The sequence below is a fragment of the Lysinibacillus sp. KU-BSD001 genome, from assembly GCF_042920265.1.
Taxonomy (GTDB): Bacteria; Bacillota; Bacilli; order Bacillales_A; family Planococcaceae; genus Lysinibacillus_B.
The window spans coordinates 249,638-263,963 of the sequence record NZ_JBDQZI010000005.1; the positions used below are offsets into that span (position 1 = coordinate 249,638).

Annotated in this window: 15 protein-coding genes and 2 pseudogenes; 8 read left to right on the forward strand and 9 right to left on the reverse strand. The window is 36.4% G+C overall.

The genetic code is table 11. From position 1 onward, the window contains the following. The first annotated feature begins 161 nt into the window (after nt 1-161). A complete protein-coding gene (locus AAGS61_RS10315) occupies nt 162-1,520 on the forward strand; it encodes a nucleoside-diphosphate sugar epimerase (RefSeq protein WP_391371065.1) in 1,359 nt (452 codons plus the stop codon). Nucleotides 1,521-1,565: 45 nt separating this feature from the next. On the opposite strand, the gene AAGS61_RS10320 is transcribed toward AAGS61_RS10315, so the two are convergent. The 5 genes from AAGS61_RS10320 to AAGS61_RS10340 form a co-directional block, all read right to left on the reverse strand. Continuing rightward, on the reverse strand, nt 1,566-3,269 hold the full coding sequence (locus tag AAGS61_RS10320; RefSeq protein ID WP_391371068.1) for a putative bifunctional diguanylate cyclase/phosphodiesterase: 1,704 nt from the start codon (nt 3,267-3,269) through the stop codon (nt 1,566-1,568). 439 nt (nt 3,270-3,708) lie between these two features. After that, entirely contained in the window at nt 3,709-3,873 is a 165-nt protein-coding gene (locus AAGS61_RS10325; RefSeq protein WP_391371070.1) for a transcriptional regulator, read from the reverse strand. After that, on the reverse strand, nt 3,873-4,031 hold the full coding sequence (locus AAGS61_RS10330) for a transcriptional regulator (RefSeq protein WP_391371073.1): 159 nt from the start codon (nt 4,029-4,031) through the stop codon (nt 3,873-3,875). The genes AAGS61_RS10325 and AAGS61_RS10330 overlap by 1 nt, the downstream gene beginning before the upstream one ends. A 488-nt stretch (nt 4,032-4,519) precedes the next feature. Beyond that, entirely contained in the window at nt 4,520-5,491 is a 972-nt protein-coding gene (locus AAGS61_RS10335) for a tyrosine recombinase XerC (protein ID WP_391371076.1), read from the reverse strand. A gap of 373 nt (nt 5,492-5,864) precedes the next feature. After that, complete coding sequence (locus tag AAGS61_RS10340) at nt 5,865-6,272, reverse strand: hypothetical protein (RefSeq protein WP_391371079.1); 408 nt, start codon at nt 6,270-6,272, stop codon at nt 5,865-5,867. Between the two features lie 505 nt (nt 6,273-6,777). On the opposite strand from AAGS61_RS10340, the gene AAGS61_RS10345 reads away from it, so the two are divergent. The 3 genes and pseudogenes from AAGS61_RS10345 to AAGS61_RS10355 all read left to right on the forward strand — a co-directional run. Next, nucleotides 6,778-7,737 carry a DUF4885 family protein gene (locus AAGS61_RS10345; RefSeq protein WP_391371081.1) on the forward strand — a complete coding sequence of 320 codons (960 nt, stop codon included), beginning with the start codon at nt 6,778-6,780 and terminating at the stop codon, nt 7,735-7,737. 5 nt (nt 7,738-7,742) lie between these two features. Beyond that, complete coding sequence (locus tag AAGS61_RS10350) at nt 7,743-8,372, forward strand: hypothetical protein (protein WP_391371084.1); 630 nt, start codon at nt 7,743-7,745, stop codon at nt 8,370-8,372. Between the two features lie 82 nt (nt 8,373-8,454). After that, a pseudogene (locus tag AAGS61_RS10355) lies at nt 8,455-9,018 on the forward strand (transposase); the annotation flags it as partial. A 140-nt stretch (nt 9,019-9,158) separates the two neighbouring features. Here AAGS61_RS10355 and AAGS61_RS10360 read toward each other — a convergent pair. After that, nucleotides 9,159-9,767: a TetR/AcrR family transcriptional regulator gene (locus AAGS61_RS10360; protein WP_391371087.1), complete on the reverse strand. Its 609-nt coding sequence runs from the start codon at nt 9,765-9,767 to the stop codon at nt 9,159-9,161. A 147-nt stretch (nt 9,768-9,914) separates the two neighbouring features. Between AAGS61_RS10360 and AAGS61_RS10365 the strand changes: the two genes are divergently transcribed. Then, complete coding sequence (locus AAGS61_RS10365; protein ID WP_391371089.1) at nt 9,915-11,120, forward strand: serine hydrolase domain-containing protein; 1,206 nt, start codon at nt 9,915-9,917, stop codon at nt 11,118-11,120. A gap of 238 nt (nt 11,121-11,358) precedes the next feature. Here AAGS61_RS10365 and AAGS61_RS10370 read toward each other — a convergent pair. Then, a pseudogene (locus AAGS61_RS10370) lies at nt 11,359-11,638 on the reverse strand (IS4 family transposase); the annotation flags it as partial. A gap of 107 nt (nt 11,639-11,745) precedes the next feature. Between AAGS61_RS10370 and AAGS61_RS10375 the strand changes: the two are divergent. Together AAGS61_RS10375 and AAGS61_RS10380 are read left to right on the forward strand one after the other, a co-directional pair. Further along, on the forward strand, nt 11,746-12,171 hold the full coding sequence (locus tag AAGS61_RS10375) for a hypothetical protein (RefSeq protein ID WP_391371092.1): 426 nt from the start codon (nt 11,746-11,748) through the stop codon (nt 12,169-12,171). Between the two features lie 109 nt (nt 12,172-12,280). Beyond that, entirely contained in the window at nt 12,281-12,775 is a 495-nt protein-coding gene (locus AAGS61_RS10380; protein WP_391371161.1) for a L,D-transpeptidase family protein, read from the forward strand. Nucleotides 12,776-12,788: 13 nt separating this feature from the next. Here the strand turns inward: AAGS61_RS10380 and AAGS61_RS10385 are convergent, their stop codons facing one another. After that, entirely contained in the window at nt 12,789-13,232 is a 444-nt protein-coding gene (locus tag AAGS61_RS10385) for a DUF4362 domain-containing protein (RefSeq protein WP_391371094.1), read from the reverse strand. A gap of 279 nt (nt 13,233-13,511) precedes the next feature. Between AAGS61_RS10385 and AAGS61_RS10390 the strand changes: the two genes are divergently transcribed. Beyond that, nucleotides 13,512-13,937 (forward strand): hypothetical protein, encoded by a 426-nt coding sequence (locus tag AAGS61_RS10390; protein ID WP_391371097.1) that lies wholly within the window; start codon nt 13,512-13,514, stop codon nt 13,935-13,937. A gap of 169 nt (nt 13,938-14,106) precedes the next feature. On the opposite strand, the gene AAGS61_RS10395 is transcribed toward AAGS61_RS10390, so the two are convergent. After that, complete coding sequence (locus tag AAGS61_RS10395) at nt 14,107-14,325, reverse strand: hypothetical protein (RefSeq protein ID WP_391371100.1); 219 nt, start codon at nt 14,323-14,325, stop codon at nt 14,107-14,109. Nucleotide 14,326: the final 1 nt, after the last annotated feature.

Sequence of the window (14,326 nt, forward strand, 5' to 3'; positions counted from 1 at the left end):
AACCAAAAATTAAAAAAGACTTTTGGTAATGAACCAAAAAGAGGTGACCCCTTATAACGAGGGCACTTTTTGACTATTAATATCTTTTCAGATGAAAATATTACGCTCTTGTTAGAAAATTCGTTATACTTATAGTGGAGAGATAGAGAGGGAGGTTATGTATGTTAAAGATTAAAACAATTGAATTCAATAAAGTGATTTATGATGAATCGCTTTCTCATAATATATTTTCTATTGCTAATATTACGTTTTCAAATTACCCACCTATTTACGGTGCACTATTATATTGGCGTAAAAATACAGATGACAAAGATTTTACCGCTGAGGGCGATTATAAATTTTTTTATGATATGGCAAACGTTACATACTTTGCATCGGTCAAATTCCCAAAACATGTCCGCTTAACACGCGATCAAAAGCAGGAGCTTGCCTACATTTTACTGGAAGAACGCGGTGCTATTGGTTCCTATAGCTTCCCGACACACGGTAGTCGAAAAAAGAGCTATGCTTATAAGAAAAGATTTCAAGAACTCCAATTCCCATCAGATTTTGATGTGAAATCTATTCCAGCCTATATTAAGTCTGTTGTTTCAAAAGTAGATTTAGAGATGATTTTGCATGATTACGCTTCGTACAATCCCGATTTTATTACGAAATATGCAAAATGGCGTTACAAAACAGTACAAATGCACCCAAATGATATTCAGCAATACTTGCCTTATATTGATTTTGATATGATTTGTACGTTAAATCCATATTTAACGGAAAGCTATTTAATTGACCACTTAGCACAAGTGAATTTTGAAATGATTGCTAGTAATTATCAGGTGCTAAATCGCCTTTCGGAGCCGTTTCGGGCGTTTATGTATAGCCAATTAGACCCTGAACTTGCAAAAGAATTACAGGAATTTTTAGAATCAGATATTGAGGATAGTGTTGCACAGGATATCCTCCCTTCTTTTGAAGAAGATGATGAACTTGTCGAACTTGAGTTTTTTGAATATGACCGTGGGGCAAATAAGTGGCCTGGTAGCGAGCATTTAGTAAAAGGAATCCCCTCGCTTGCTTGCCAGCTCTATGATTCGCTTGGCTATCGTAAGTGCACAAATAAAGAAATGGATGAAAAGTTTGCGAATTACAACGAGCAGCAATGTGAGCTGATTAGCTATAGCCTTGAACTGCATTGGATTCATCGCTATAAAGATAAGTTAAACTGGTCCATCATTTGTGAATATAACCCTCATATAACAGAGGATTTTTTAACAGCCCATTTAAAATATGTTGATTTTAATGCATTAGGTAATAACACAATATGTGAGCTATCTGAGTCTTTTATGGATAAGTATATGAGTAGATTTAATCATCAAAAACCTGTCCCGCTTGTGATTCGCCATCTCACAGAAAGTTTATATTTGACTCATAAAGACAAAATTGTTGTCAATAGCGAGCTGTTAAATGAGTATGGTGATTTACTTGATGATGAGCAGTTTTTACTATTGCAAAACTTAATTGAACCTTAAAAAATACGGGACTGTCTAATAAATGACAGCCCCGCATTTTCGGTTTTATGATAATTGTTCCAGCTTATTTGTAAAATCTTTTACATTTAATGGCTTACTGAAATAATAACCTTGTACATATTCGCAATGATACTCTTTTAAAATTTGGAGCTCCTTTAATTCCTCTACCCCTTCTGCGACCACTTCTAAATTTAAAGCATGTGCTAATTGGATAATGGCAGCTACCATGGCAATACCAGATTCTTCATTGCTAATATTCTGAATAAATGAGCGATCAATTTTCAATGCATCAATGGGGAACTGCTTTAAATAGCTAAGTGATGAGTAGCCAGTCCCAAAATCATCCACCGAAATGGTAATGCCCATTTGTTTGATTTTTTGTATTTTGGCGATTAAATCGTTATTTTGATCCATCATACTCATTTCTGTAATTTCAATTTCTAGCATATGTGGCTCGATTCCGACTTCATCAATAATTTCTTGTAACCGTTCTACAAATGTTAGTTCTGCAAGGTGCTTAGGTGAAATATTGACGGCCACTCGTAAATTTAATCCATACTGTTCATTCCACTCTTTTGCTTGTGTTGCTGCACTTTTCAACACCCATTCCCCAATATCAATAATCAGCCCACATTCTTCTGCATAAGGAATAAACTGATCTGGTGGTACGAAGCCTAATTCAGCATCCGTCCAGCGAATGAGTGCTTCCATCCCTTCCATTTTCTCTGTTTTTACGTTCATCTTTGGTTGGTAATGTAATTCAAATGCATTATTTCGAATCGCATGATGTAGCTTTGTTTCCAACATAAGCAGTTGATCATTCAAACCACTCATATTTTCGTGATATAAAACCCATGTATTTCTCTTTTTCTTTTTAGCTTCATACATCGCTAAATCAGCTAATTTTAATATATTTGTAGCGCCCTTCTCATGCCCTGGGAAAATGCTTACTCCCATACTGATACTTGCATAAAACTCATATCCTGAAAATACGAAGCTCTCTTTAAATACAGACAAAATGCGATGAGCCATTTCATTTATACGATTGACATCATTTAAAATATAGACGAATTCGTCCCCATTTAAGCGATAAAAGGAATCAGTTTGACCATCAATTGCCAACAGACGCTGGGCAATTTCTTTTAAAAACATGTCCCCAACTTTATGACCTAAACCATCATTAATATGTTTAAAGCGATTGACATCTAATAGAAATAAAGCAAATGTATCCCCTGTTTTTTTACTTGCCTCTACTTCATTTTCTAATCTTTTAATCAAATTTCGGCGATTTGGTAAACCTGTTAAATCATCATGATAAGCAATATATGTTATTTTTTGTATATTCTTTTGTGCTGTAATATCTGTCCGAATGGATATGTATTGATAAGGCTTTCCCCTATCATCTAAAAAAGGGACGATCGTCGTCTGCACCCAATAAAGGGAACCGTCCTTTGCGCGATTACAAATTTCACTCTGCCATTTTTCTCCATTGCCGATAGCTCTCCACATGTCACGGAAAAACGTTTTCGGATGATAACCAGAATTTAAAATACGGTGATCTTGACCGATGAGCTCTTCACGGCTATATTGAGAAATAGCGCAAAACTGATCATTTACAGATGTAATAATTCCTCTTTTATCTGTAATAGCAACAATAACCGATTCATCTAAGGCAGCTTTAATATCACTTAATTCTTTAATAGACATATCTACAACCCCTAATGCCTCAGATGCATAAGCATTCAACATAATTTCCTCCCCTTCCATTATTATGTTTTCTACAATACTATTTCAATTATAATACTACTATAAATATAAATACAACATTAGATAAAATATTATTTAAGAACTACTCACAAACAATACCTTTTGTACTATAAAGAATAGAAAGTGACCATTCAAATATGCGGAGTAGCTGCTTTTTACACTTTATGGTAATAATTTCTTGAAACACAAAGAACAAAAGCGCTAAAGCGCCTGCTCATCTCCAACACGCGCTGGAGAATCCGGACAAGTGTGCTTGCCACACGTAGGAGGGAGTCGAAGCGTCGCGAGGGGATGGTGCTTTCGCCTAGACGTAGATGCTCTTTTCCACAACCGTTATCCACCATGCGACATTTTATAATTTCTTTAACAATAAAAAAACCTTCCCTTATTTCATCTAAGGAAAGGTTGTTATGTGATGTGATTAGCTGGCGACTTCATGTCGACCTCTTTTCTCAGCACAAGCAAGATACGCTTCGAGCTGCTCTTGAGATAAGTTTAAAATAAAATAGTGAAAGTTAATTGGCTCTAAACCATGCGCCTCACATGCTTGACGGTAATATTCATAAGCTTGTCTATAGTCATTCATTATTCCTGCATTCCTTTCTTTGTAACAGCTTGTTCATTGTAAGCATCTAGTTGTTCTTGCGATAGTTGAATTACATAATAGCGGAAATTGATTGGTTCTAACCCAAATTGCTCACATTTCTTACGATAGATTTCATAGCCTTCTTGATACATTGTCATATAAATCATCCTTCCATTTAAGTTGTACTATAACAGTTTTTGTTTTATGTATTTAATATAGTACAGAAAAAACATAGTGTCAACAAAATTTTCAGAAAAATTATATAAAAAATCAAGCGTTTTTATTTACCTTTTATTGTTAATGCAATCTTGTGAAACGTTGCTTTCCGCTCCATTCGGCTCGCTTTCCACGGGCATGGCCTCAGCCTCCTCGTCGCTCGTACCTCGGTGCTCCTGTCGCTGCGCTTTCGTCGCAAATAAATTTCCTGCGGGGTCTTCAGGCCAACATGACGTTGGTCACGAAGGCGTTGTCACAGGACGTGACGATTTTAGCCTTCGTTCCTTTATTGCTATTCCCGTAGGAGTCTCGCCGATTCCGCTTCAATCAACTGGCAAGTCCTTTTTGATTACGTTTTTCTGAAAAAATACGCTTCTATAAAGGAAATATTTTGATAATCAACACACCTGATAAAAAATAAGCCTATCAATTAGATAGACTCATTAGTAGACATAATAATATTATTAAAAGGATTTTTCTGCATGACATCTTGGATTTGTTCATCCTCAATATGTGTATAGATTTGTGTTGTAGCAACGCTTGAGTGTCCTAAAATATGTTGCAAACTTCGAATATCCGCACCTGCTTTATACATCATCGTCGCTGATGTATGGCGCAGTTTATGTGGTGTCAATTTCTCTTTTTGTAACGTCTGTTTATTAATCTGCTTGACGATTTTAGCAACGGTTTGTCTCGTGAAACGTGTCCCTTTTTGTGAAACAAATAATGGTTCCTCCCCTTCCCCTTTAAACACTTTTCGCTCGGGTAAATAATGTTCAAGCGCAGTCATACAAGTATCGTTTAAGTAAACCGTCCGCTCTTTATTCCCTTTCCCAATGACGGTTAACTGACGTCCTTGAATGGAATTGATATTAATAGAACAAAGCTCTGATACACGAATGCCGAGGTTGAGGAAAAACATCATCATACAGTAGTCGCGCTTACTATATTGTCTATCTTCAATCGATATAATAAATGTCTTCGCCTCTTCCATATTTAAATACACAGGCTTTCGCTTTCCGATTTTCGGAGACTCTAGCTCTTCCGCAATATTATCATCGATTAAACGGCGCTTCCCCTTTAAATATTTAAAAAATGATTTGAGTGTTGCTACTTTTCGTGCACGAGCAGCGGGTGAATTGTTTCGTTGCACTTCACAATACTCCATAAATAAATATAGGTCCTCTAGTGATATTTCCTTAATAAAATCAATCGTCATGTCTGAAATATCAATAGTATGTATTTCGTTATTTGGAATATCTTCTTGCACCGCTTTTAAAAATCGGAAAGTTAAAATGAGATCGTATTCATACTCTTTTCGAGTACGTTGTGATTTTCCTGTAATCGTTGTTAAGTAGATTAAAAAGTCTTTAATGATTTTTGGTAGTTTCACTTGTGCCATATGCTCACCTCTATACACTATTTTAGCATAAAAAAAGTTCCCAAATTCATATTTGGGAACTTTTTGTTGAGTTTTATAGAAAAATAGCGAAAATCGCCTACATTTTAGAATGCATGTTCTTATTTCTGAAATTCGCTCTCAGACGCATCGAAATTCTATTTGATATACCTTACCCCATCTCGATTCGTCTCAGCGCGTTTTTGAAAATAGGAGAAAAAGGGTCTATTAAGCGTAGGAGTGATTACTAAAGTGCCATATACAAAAAACCCTAGCCAAAGTAGACTAGGGTACTATGAGATATTTAAATAATTCCTGATGATTCAAAACGTTTTGGATTGTGGGATCAGAACCCTTAAGGTAAGCTTTTTAATCTCTATTCTTTATTAAGTTTTATATTTTCCTCTTTGTCAGCTACTTTTACTTTAAAAATAAGTTCTGGCCCTCTTTCACAATCTAAGTGGCAGCTCGTTTGAAATGCAGTCCCTTTTAATACTCCTTCATTATTTAAACTAGCATTACCCCCACTTGTGAATTCTTCAAACCCTACCTCATATAGAACCTCTTTATTCTCGAGTCCTTCTGAACTGTCCCCTTTATATGTTGCAACATAATTTCCTATAATTTCATTATCATTTACATATAAACTCTTCTTTTCAACGACATCAAATTGTACTAACCAATCTTCATTTTCCCCTACATAAGTTGAACTAGTTTCCTCATTACAAGCAGTAAGAAAAATGACGAAAAGTAGAATAAGAGTTATAGAAGTGGATTTGCGCAAATTATATCTTCTCCCTAAATAGTATTTATATATACTGTAAACCTATTTTACATATTTTACAAATAACCATTCAAACCGATATATAGTTTATAAATAAATTAAGCGTGTTGATTTACCTTTTATTGTTAATGGAATCGTGTAAAACGTTGATTTCCGCTCCATTCGGCTCGCTTTCCACGGGCATGGCTTCAGCCTCCTCGTCGCTCGTACCTCGGTGCTCCTGTCGCTGCGCTTTCGTCGCAAATAAATTTCCTGCGGGGTCTTCAGGCCAACACGATGTTGGTCACGAAGGCGTTGTCACAGGACGTGACGGTTTTAGCCTTCGTTCCTTTATTGCTATTCCCGTAGGAGTCTCGCCGATTCCGCTTCAATCAACTGGCAAGTCATTTTTGATTACGTTTTTGCTAAAGAAACACACTTCTATAGAGGAAATATTTTGATCATCAACACACCTGTAAATAAATTAAATTTTAATATGAGAGAATATATGTGAGGTGGAAAAGAAATGAAAATTTCAAATCAACAACCTAATTACGCGCAGACAACACAAACAAATACAAAAATTCAACACAATAATGGATACGAAAGCAAAGTAAAACAATATAAAGCAATTTTAGAAGAAAAATATAAGAAAATTCATCAGGAGAATACACGTCAAAAAGACCCTTGGGGGCATATCTCTGATAAATATAGAAACCCTTATTCACCTAAGTTTCGTTCAGATTTAACAGAAACGGAAAGAATGGCTGCCTATGAAAATGAGACCAGTATGCTTCAATTCAATGGAAAACTAGGAGTTTGTAATTTTCAAGATGCTACGTTTCGTGATATGCCCAATATTAATGGGATAGTAGAAAATTATGGAAAACGCGCCTTCCAACGTGAGCAAGTAAACAACCAAATCGGCGAGCTTTTAAAAGAAGCAGGTATAGGCATCCCAATAGGTACAAGTCTTACCTTTACGGTTAATCCAAATGACTTTTCTGTCTCGGTTTCTGGTTCGAAGGATGAGCTACTTCTTCGTCAAATTGAGCAGCTTTTTAATGCTGAGCAAAACGGGCAAGAGCTATACCGCCATATTTTTAAAAGCTTAGATCCTGAATCAACGCAGCGTTCAGAGGTAGCAGAGCGCAAGTACAGCTTAATTAGTACGCTTCGCACGACAGGCTATGATTTAAGCAAATTAGAGCGAAAAGACGGCAAGTTTTTAACACCAGACGGTCAGGATGTATTCGAGCTGTATTTAAATAAAATGCGTGCCAATCCGTACGAAAAAAATTATGTGAGTGCAGCGGCCTCTCATTACGGACCGACGTATTATGAGCTTGCGAAAAATGGCTTTGATGCACTACCAGATCTGATGTTATCGATTAACTATGTAGATGGCAAACTGCAAGACGTTGGGCAACAATACAATTATAGTGAAACAGGCTGGTTAGAGGCACTTAAAAATAGCAAGAGGTGAGCGAATTGAAAATTGGACAAATCCCTTTTCAATCAATCGCAGCGCAACTAGGAAAAAAAGAAAAAATAGCTGATACGGAAGCGACAGTTGTGCAGCAATTAACCGACTCGAAGCAAGTGTTAAAGGAAACAGTGCAGCAACAAATTGCAGAAATCGAAGCAACACGCACCGATATGGGCGAGGATGATCCGAAAGCCCAGCGTTTAATCGAAAAGTTCAAAAACGGCAAAAAGCTTACACCAGAGGAAATGGTATACGTGCGTAAAAATGCACCCGGTATGGTAGATTACATTGACCGTATTACCCGTGAACGCGAAGTCATTGAACTGAGTATGAAAATGGCACCAACGAAAACAGACGTACAAATGGTGGCATTCCGTGCAGCCAAGCAAATTGAAAAGCATCAAATTCCTGAAGAGCGTGAAATTCGTGCCAAGCATTTAGCCGACGCGAAGCACGAGTACGAGCAAACGGATGAATACAAGGAAAAACCGAACAGTCCATTAGAAAAACAAGAAAAGCCGGTGAAAGTTCGCTCCAAACGAAGTGAAAAAGAAACGCTCGAACTCGTAAAAGCTGCTTATGAGCAGGTGAAACCGGAGAAGAAAGAGAATACCATTCAATATGAACAATAAGAAACGATTAAAATAACCAACTGCCTCTATGAATGGTGTTGGTTATTTTTGTATAGAGTTGTGCAGTTGGAATAGCAACGAACATTACCAAACCGACGATCAAACGCAAACACGCCTGAAAAACCAAGCAATACGTGAAAAGAAGAAAGGCATTGTCATGAAGGAGAAAAGTAAAGGTTTAATGGGCATGAATGTGTATATCACGAACACACCGCCAGAAGAAGTGCCGACGAACTACGTGCATGCCTTGTATTCACTATGTTGGCAAATAGAGATTTTGTTTAAAACATGGAAGTCGTTCTTTGGAATTGACGCGTGTAAAGAACGTCTTGAATGCCATTTATATGGCCAGCTCATTGGCATTCTGGTCTGTTCTTCCACCATGTTTCAAATGAGACAGTTCCTGCTTGAAAAGAAAAAGCAGGAACTGAGTGAATATAAAGCGATTTACATGGTGAAAGATTACTTTCCATTACTGTTCCGAGCCATCGCAGTTGGCACAGATGAACTTTTGAACATGCTACATCGCCTTTATCAACTACTCAAAAAGAACGGTCGCAAATGTCATCGCTATAAGAAGCAGACCGTCTTGGATATTCTGGGTGTTGTTTATGAAATGAGGGTGAATAAAAGAAAAGTCGCCTAGCAAAAAAATCATATTTTCATAGGTTTATTTGGTCTGTTTATTTTTCCAAAACACATGAGTCACAGTACAAAACTCAAGGTGTGGCTAGGTTTTTTCACGGTTAGCTTGATGGGTATGTGGATGTACCCCATTATGAAAGCTTACATCTCTGAATCTTTATGTTTTGTTAGACCTTCTGATAAACATTCAATCATTTTTTGCATCATCTTAGAATAAGCTGGTTCTCCAATTTCTTGTCGATGTAATGGAATAAGTATAGTTGTTCGAAAAAGACCAATAAGTACTTCGGGATCGCTTTCTGTAACACCTTTCCCCTGTAAAAATTTCACAAACTCCAGTGAACTGTCTAAATCTTCCTTTGCATGTTGATCTAGAAGTTCCTTAGGAAGTCTTTTCACAACTCGTTCATATTCACCTCTTTGATAAAGACTTTGTAAAAATGGGTTTTGTTCTATAGTTTTAAAAGATAATTCAAAGAAACGAATTAAAAGTTCTTTTGGAGATAGAGACTCACACATAATTTCTGAAATAATTGTATTTTTTACTTCTTCCTCTTTTCGCAATACTGCGTAAAACAGCTCTTCTTTTGATGAATAATATGAATAAAAAGAACCCTTTGCGATTCCACATGCATTTACTACATCATCAATACTAGTTTTAGAAAATCCATATTGAATAAACAGTTCTTTACTCTTAGCGAGAAGGTTCTCCTTTATCTGTTTTCTCTGCTCAGATGAAATTCTTGCCATAATGTATCCCCACCTGTTTTATTTGACTATTTATATACATTTAGTCAAATATCTGATAAGTTTATTTTATTGAATTATTAGTATTTTGTAAATACATAAATATTAGCTGTGATAAAAGGTCAGATTATACAATAAAGGAGAAAAGACATGGCAACAAAAAATAATATATTAGTTCATGGATTTGTTGCACCGGGATTTGAACGGGTAAAGGATGAGTTTATTAAAAATTTTAGTGAAAGAGGAGAAGTTGGAGCGGCCTTTTCTGTATACATTAACAATGAAGCAGTCGTTGATTTATGGGGTGGATATCGAAATCGACAAACTCGTGCAGCATGGGAAAAAGATACACTGGTTCAAGTGTTTTCTGCTACAAAGGGGTTTGCTGCGCTGGCCTTAAGTTTAGCACATTCTAAAGGTTACATTAACTATGATGAGAAAGTGTGTTCATATTGGCCTGAGTTTGCTCAGAATGGAAAAGACAAAATAACCGTTAGACAGCTTCTGGCACATCAAGCTGGATTATCACCTCTCAATGAACTCAAAATTGATATGTTAGAAGACTTAGATACCTCTCGCCTATCAAATTCTCTCGCTGCAAGCAAACCTGCTTGGGAAATTGGGAAAATTCAAGGCTATCATGCCTGGACAATTGGAACCTTAATTGGAGAACTAATTAAAAGAACAGACCCTAAACATCGGACCCTAAAAGATTTCTTTCAAGAAGAAATAGCAGAACCACTAAAAGCGGAGTTTTATATTGGTCTTCCTAAATATATTTCTGAAGAGAAAATTACAACGATTGAAGGAATAAATCACCCCATTCAGTTACTTAAGGGGATGACAAAGCTACCTATAAAAATGTTACTTGGTTTTCTGAATACAAAGTCATTAGTAGCTAGAAGTTTAATAGATCCAAAAAAATTCGTAGCAAATGATAATTTTAATCATCGTCCTATTTTATCTATTGAATTCCCTTCAGGAAATGGTGTAGGGCAAGTAAGAGCAATGGCAAAAATTTATGGTGCTTTTGCTAGTGATGCAAAATCTCTCGGATTAAAAGAAGAAACAATGAATGAATTAAAGAAAAGGGCTATCCCTCCGACATCAGGGTATTATGATCATGTGAATTGTCTAAACATCGCCTATTCTTTAGGATTTTGGAAACACTTTTCAGATATGAAATTTGGACGAAGTGAAAGCTCTTTTGGTCATCCAGGTGCAGGAGGTTCGTTCTGTTTTGCTGATCCAGATGAAAAGTTAGGTTATGCTTATGCGATGAACAAACATGGATTTGGCATGGCAAATGAACCAAGAGAACTTGCACTAAGAAAAGCTTTATACAGCTGTCTATAAAAAATAAGTGAAAATAGTGAAGGATATTTTCACTTTGTACAGTTTTTAGCTATGAATAGTGGAGTAAATATTAAGTATTCAACATAAAGCGTACAAAATTCCCGAAATGTTGGCTGTACCCCATGCCTATCAAGCTAACAACATAAATGACTAAATACGAAATGATCCTTGTTCTAAAAATAGAAAGTGATGGGCAATTAGGAATCACAAACAAGATTATTAAAATACAATTTTTTTGCTAGGCAACTTTTTTATGCTTCATAGTCTTTTCATACACAATCCATAGAGTATCAAAAACGGTTATTTTCTTATACCAATGATATTTGCGACCGTTCTTTTAAATAGCTGATAAAGGCGATGTATTATGTAAATCGCTTTGTATTCACTCAGTTCTTGCTTTTTTCAAGAAGGAGCTGTCTAATTCGGAAAATAGTGGAAGAAAAAAGAAAAATACCGATGAGTTGCTTATATTAATGACACTCTAGGCGTTCTCTTTTTATATTTTTACATTCATTGATACAGTATTTTAAGCCTAGAAACAATGTGTGTGCCTGCGCCTATATTCACATCTTTTATATTTTCACATAGATTAATATGAAATTATAATGAAAGAAGGTATGCACTCTTGTATAACAACCCTTTTGATGATTTCGACTCGCCAAACCAACGATTTTTCCCACAAGGGCCAGGAGGATGGCCAGCTCCTCCGCCTGGGGGACCACCACCATTTGGAGGACCATCTGGAGGCGGTGGCGGTGGTAGACCACCACAACCTGGAGGTCCAACACCAATGGCACCACCACCAAATTTCACACCTCCAATGCCTTCCACTTACGGTGCTCAAGCAATGCATGGTGGTGGTTGGGACATTCGCATTTGCCTGTACCGTAACACATATGTCTGGTTACGAAACGGAAGAAGTTTTTGGTTCTACCCTGTTGCTGTAACGAGAAATCTAATTATTGGATTCCGCTGGAGCACAAGATCTGGCTGGACTTATCGAACAATCAATCGTGATAACCTTCTTACTTTTACATGTTTCTTCGGCTAAAACCTCTCCATACTATTATCCACTCAAACAAACTTACTCAAACAACTGGCAGAGCTTAGGACTGCGACAGACCTAAGCTCGAATACATATTTTGCAGAGGTGATTAATGATGATTCATATTGTGAAACCTGGTGAAACACTTAGCCAAATTGCTAGAGATTACCGCATACCGCTTTCTTCGATTATTAGTGCCAATCCAACGATCAATCCAGATGTTCTTTATATTGGTCAACCGATTCAAATACCTGGATTTCCTGACCCAAGTACAATTCCTTATCATATCGATATTTCGATTAACAAGCGTACACTTCGGTTATTCAAAAATAATGTATTGCAAAAACAGTATCCAATCGCTGTTGGAAAAATGTTAAATAGAACACCTGAAGGTAACTTTATTATTATTAATAAAGCCCCGAACCCCGGTGGTCCATTTGGTACGATGTGGATGAGTTTATCGAAAGAACATTACGGTATTCATGGTACGAATAATCCGAGTTCAATTGGTCAAGCTGTTTCAAGAGGATGTATACGTATGTATAATCGTGATGTAGAGGAGTTGGCAAGAATGATTCCGATTGGCACATCTGTTTCAATTCATTTGTAGCTGTAGCACGAATTTACTTTTCTATTATTAACAGCAAATCATCTAGTTCTTCTTCACAGGCTATTAATTTATAAACGCTAAGTTCACTTGTTTCGAGCTTTTCAATCGATTGACATGTTGTAGCAGCAACTGTTTGTTCGCCATAGCGATCTTGCGTAGAATCAATAGTATACATAATACTATTATCATTATATATAAGATGTTTGTAAATGGCATCCCCTTCCGTTGTGTAGCTGACAATTCGTACTTTATCACTTGTACTATCTTCTACATGCCCAACAAAAGCTTCAAAGCGCTCTAAATTCGTAATGTCGCCATACTTATTAATCACGTCTTCTTCCATAAGTGTATAAGCAGTAGTACTCACTGGTATGACAGGAGACTCAGTGATTTCCTCTTTATCTTTGCAAGAAATAAGCATGAGACATATAGGAAATAATAATAAAATTTTTTTCATGGATTCTCTCCTCGTATAGAAGATCTATATATAATGTTTATTCATCAATATAAAAAAGATTCATGGCGTTTACATTATAACCATTAGTAGTTTCTTTTTATTTTCATTCAAAACGAGCCCCAGCAAATCGGTCTGTAACTGTTGTAAAAGGATTACATTTGCACATAAAATTATATATACATTTATTATCCTAATTATCCCCCTAAAAAAGAAACTTTTACCTATATCTACTCGTCAAAACTTTAAGTGAATAATACAAACGAAATGGTAGGTACGAACATGGCGAGAAAAATTGTGTTTTTGATGGGCTGTGTCTCTGAATGGATTGTATTCGGTTTTGTTCTTCTCTATGTCTTAACTTTTAACATGGTGCACCTTGGAAACATTCTTTTTGTTGATATGTCTTGGGAACAACCTGCTACGGTAACATCCTCATCATTTATTCAGCCGATACTGCTTGTATTAGGTATGGGCTTAGTCTGTTTCTTTTATATCAATTATTTTGATGGAGAAGGATTGTATAAACGATTCAAAGAGGTGATTTGGGGAACGCTATTCGGCTTAAACTCATTAGGTTGCATAGTTTACTTTTTGATGGGTGATGGTTTTACTTTGCCTAAAAACGAACTGATTTTTCTAATCGTCGTTACGGTCGTTAGCGTATTGCTAACTATGCAAATCATGACTAAACCTAACAATAGGTAAACAGTAAAAAGCCCAGTCCCATTCAAAGACCAGGCATTGCCATAAAGATTTGGTAAATAATATAAAAAATAAATAGTATGACCGCGAATTTAATGAGCCACTTTGCAATACTCCACAAGATGCTAACGACAATGATGAATATAATAATTGATAGTAAAAGTTCCATCGGCTATCCCTCAACCACAATGGCACTTTTATCAATCGTCCAGTTCGTTAGCATCATGGCGCGGATTTGGCATTCATTTTCTGCTGCTAACGATACATGTAGCAAGCCGTTCTCTACTCCCTTGTATGGATATTCCTCTAGTGGTTTTTTAGCCGTTTCACCGATAACCCCTTTTTCTTTCAGCATTTCCGTAATAGACGCTCCCATTAGATTAATGCTCATT

Coding starts and splice junctions, on each gene's coding strand:
- AAGS61_RS10315 (WP_391371065.1), top strand. CDS start 162: ATGTTAAAGATTAAAACAATTGAATTCAATAAAGTGATTTATGATGAA.
- AAGS61_RS10320 (WP_391371068.1), bottom strand. CDS start 3,269: ATGTTGAATGCTTATGCATCTGAGGCATTAGGGGTTGTAGATATGTCT.
- AAGS61_RS10325 (WP_391371070.1), bottom strand. CDS start 3,873: ATGAATGACTATAGACAAGCTTATGAATATTACCGTCAAGCATGTGAG.
- AAGS61_RS10330 (WP_391371073.1), bottom strand. CDS start 4,031: ATGACAATGTATCAAGAAGGCTATGAAATCTATCGTAAGAAATGTGAG.
- AAGS61_RS10335 (WP_391371076.1), bottom strand. CDS start 5,491: ATGGCACAAGTGAAACTACCAAAAATCATTAAAGACTTTTTAATCTAC.
- AAGS61_RS10345 (WP_391371081.1), top strand. CDS start 6,778: ATGAAAATTTCAAATCAACAACCTAATTACGCGCAGACAACACAAACA.
- AAGS61_RS10360 (WP_391371087.1), bottom strand. CDS start 9,767: ATGGCAAGAATTTCATCTGAGCAGAGAAAACAGATAAAGGAGAACCTT.
- AAGS61_RS10365 (WP_391371089.1), top strand. CDS start 9,915: ATGGCAACAAAAAATAATATATTAGTTCATGGATTTGTTGCACCGGGA.
- AAGS61_RS10380 (WP_391371161.1), top strand. CDS start 12,281: ATGATTCATATTGTGAAACCTGGTGAAACACTTAGCCAAATTGCTAGA.
- AAGS61_RS10385 (WP_391371094.1), bottom strand. CDS start 13,232: ATGAAAAAAATTTTATTATTATTTCCTATATGTCTCATGCTTATTTCT.
- AAGS61_RS10390 (WP_391371097.1), top strand. CDS start 13,512: ATGGCGAGAAAAATTGTGTTTTTGATGGGCTGTGTCTCTGAATGGATT.
- AAGS61_RS10395 (WP_391371100.1), bottom strand. CDS start 14,325: ATGAGCATTAATCTAATGGGAGCGTCTATTACGGAAATGCTGAAAGAA.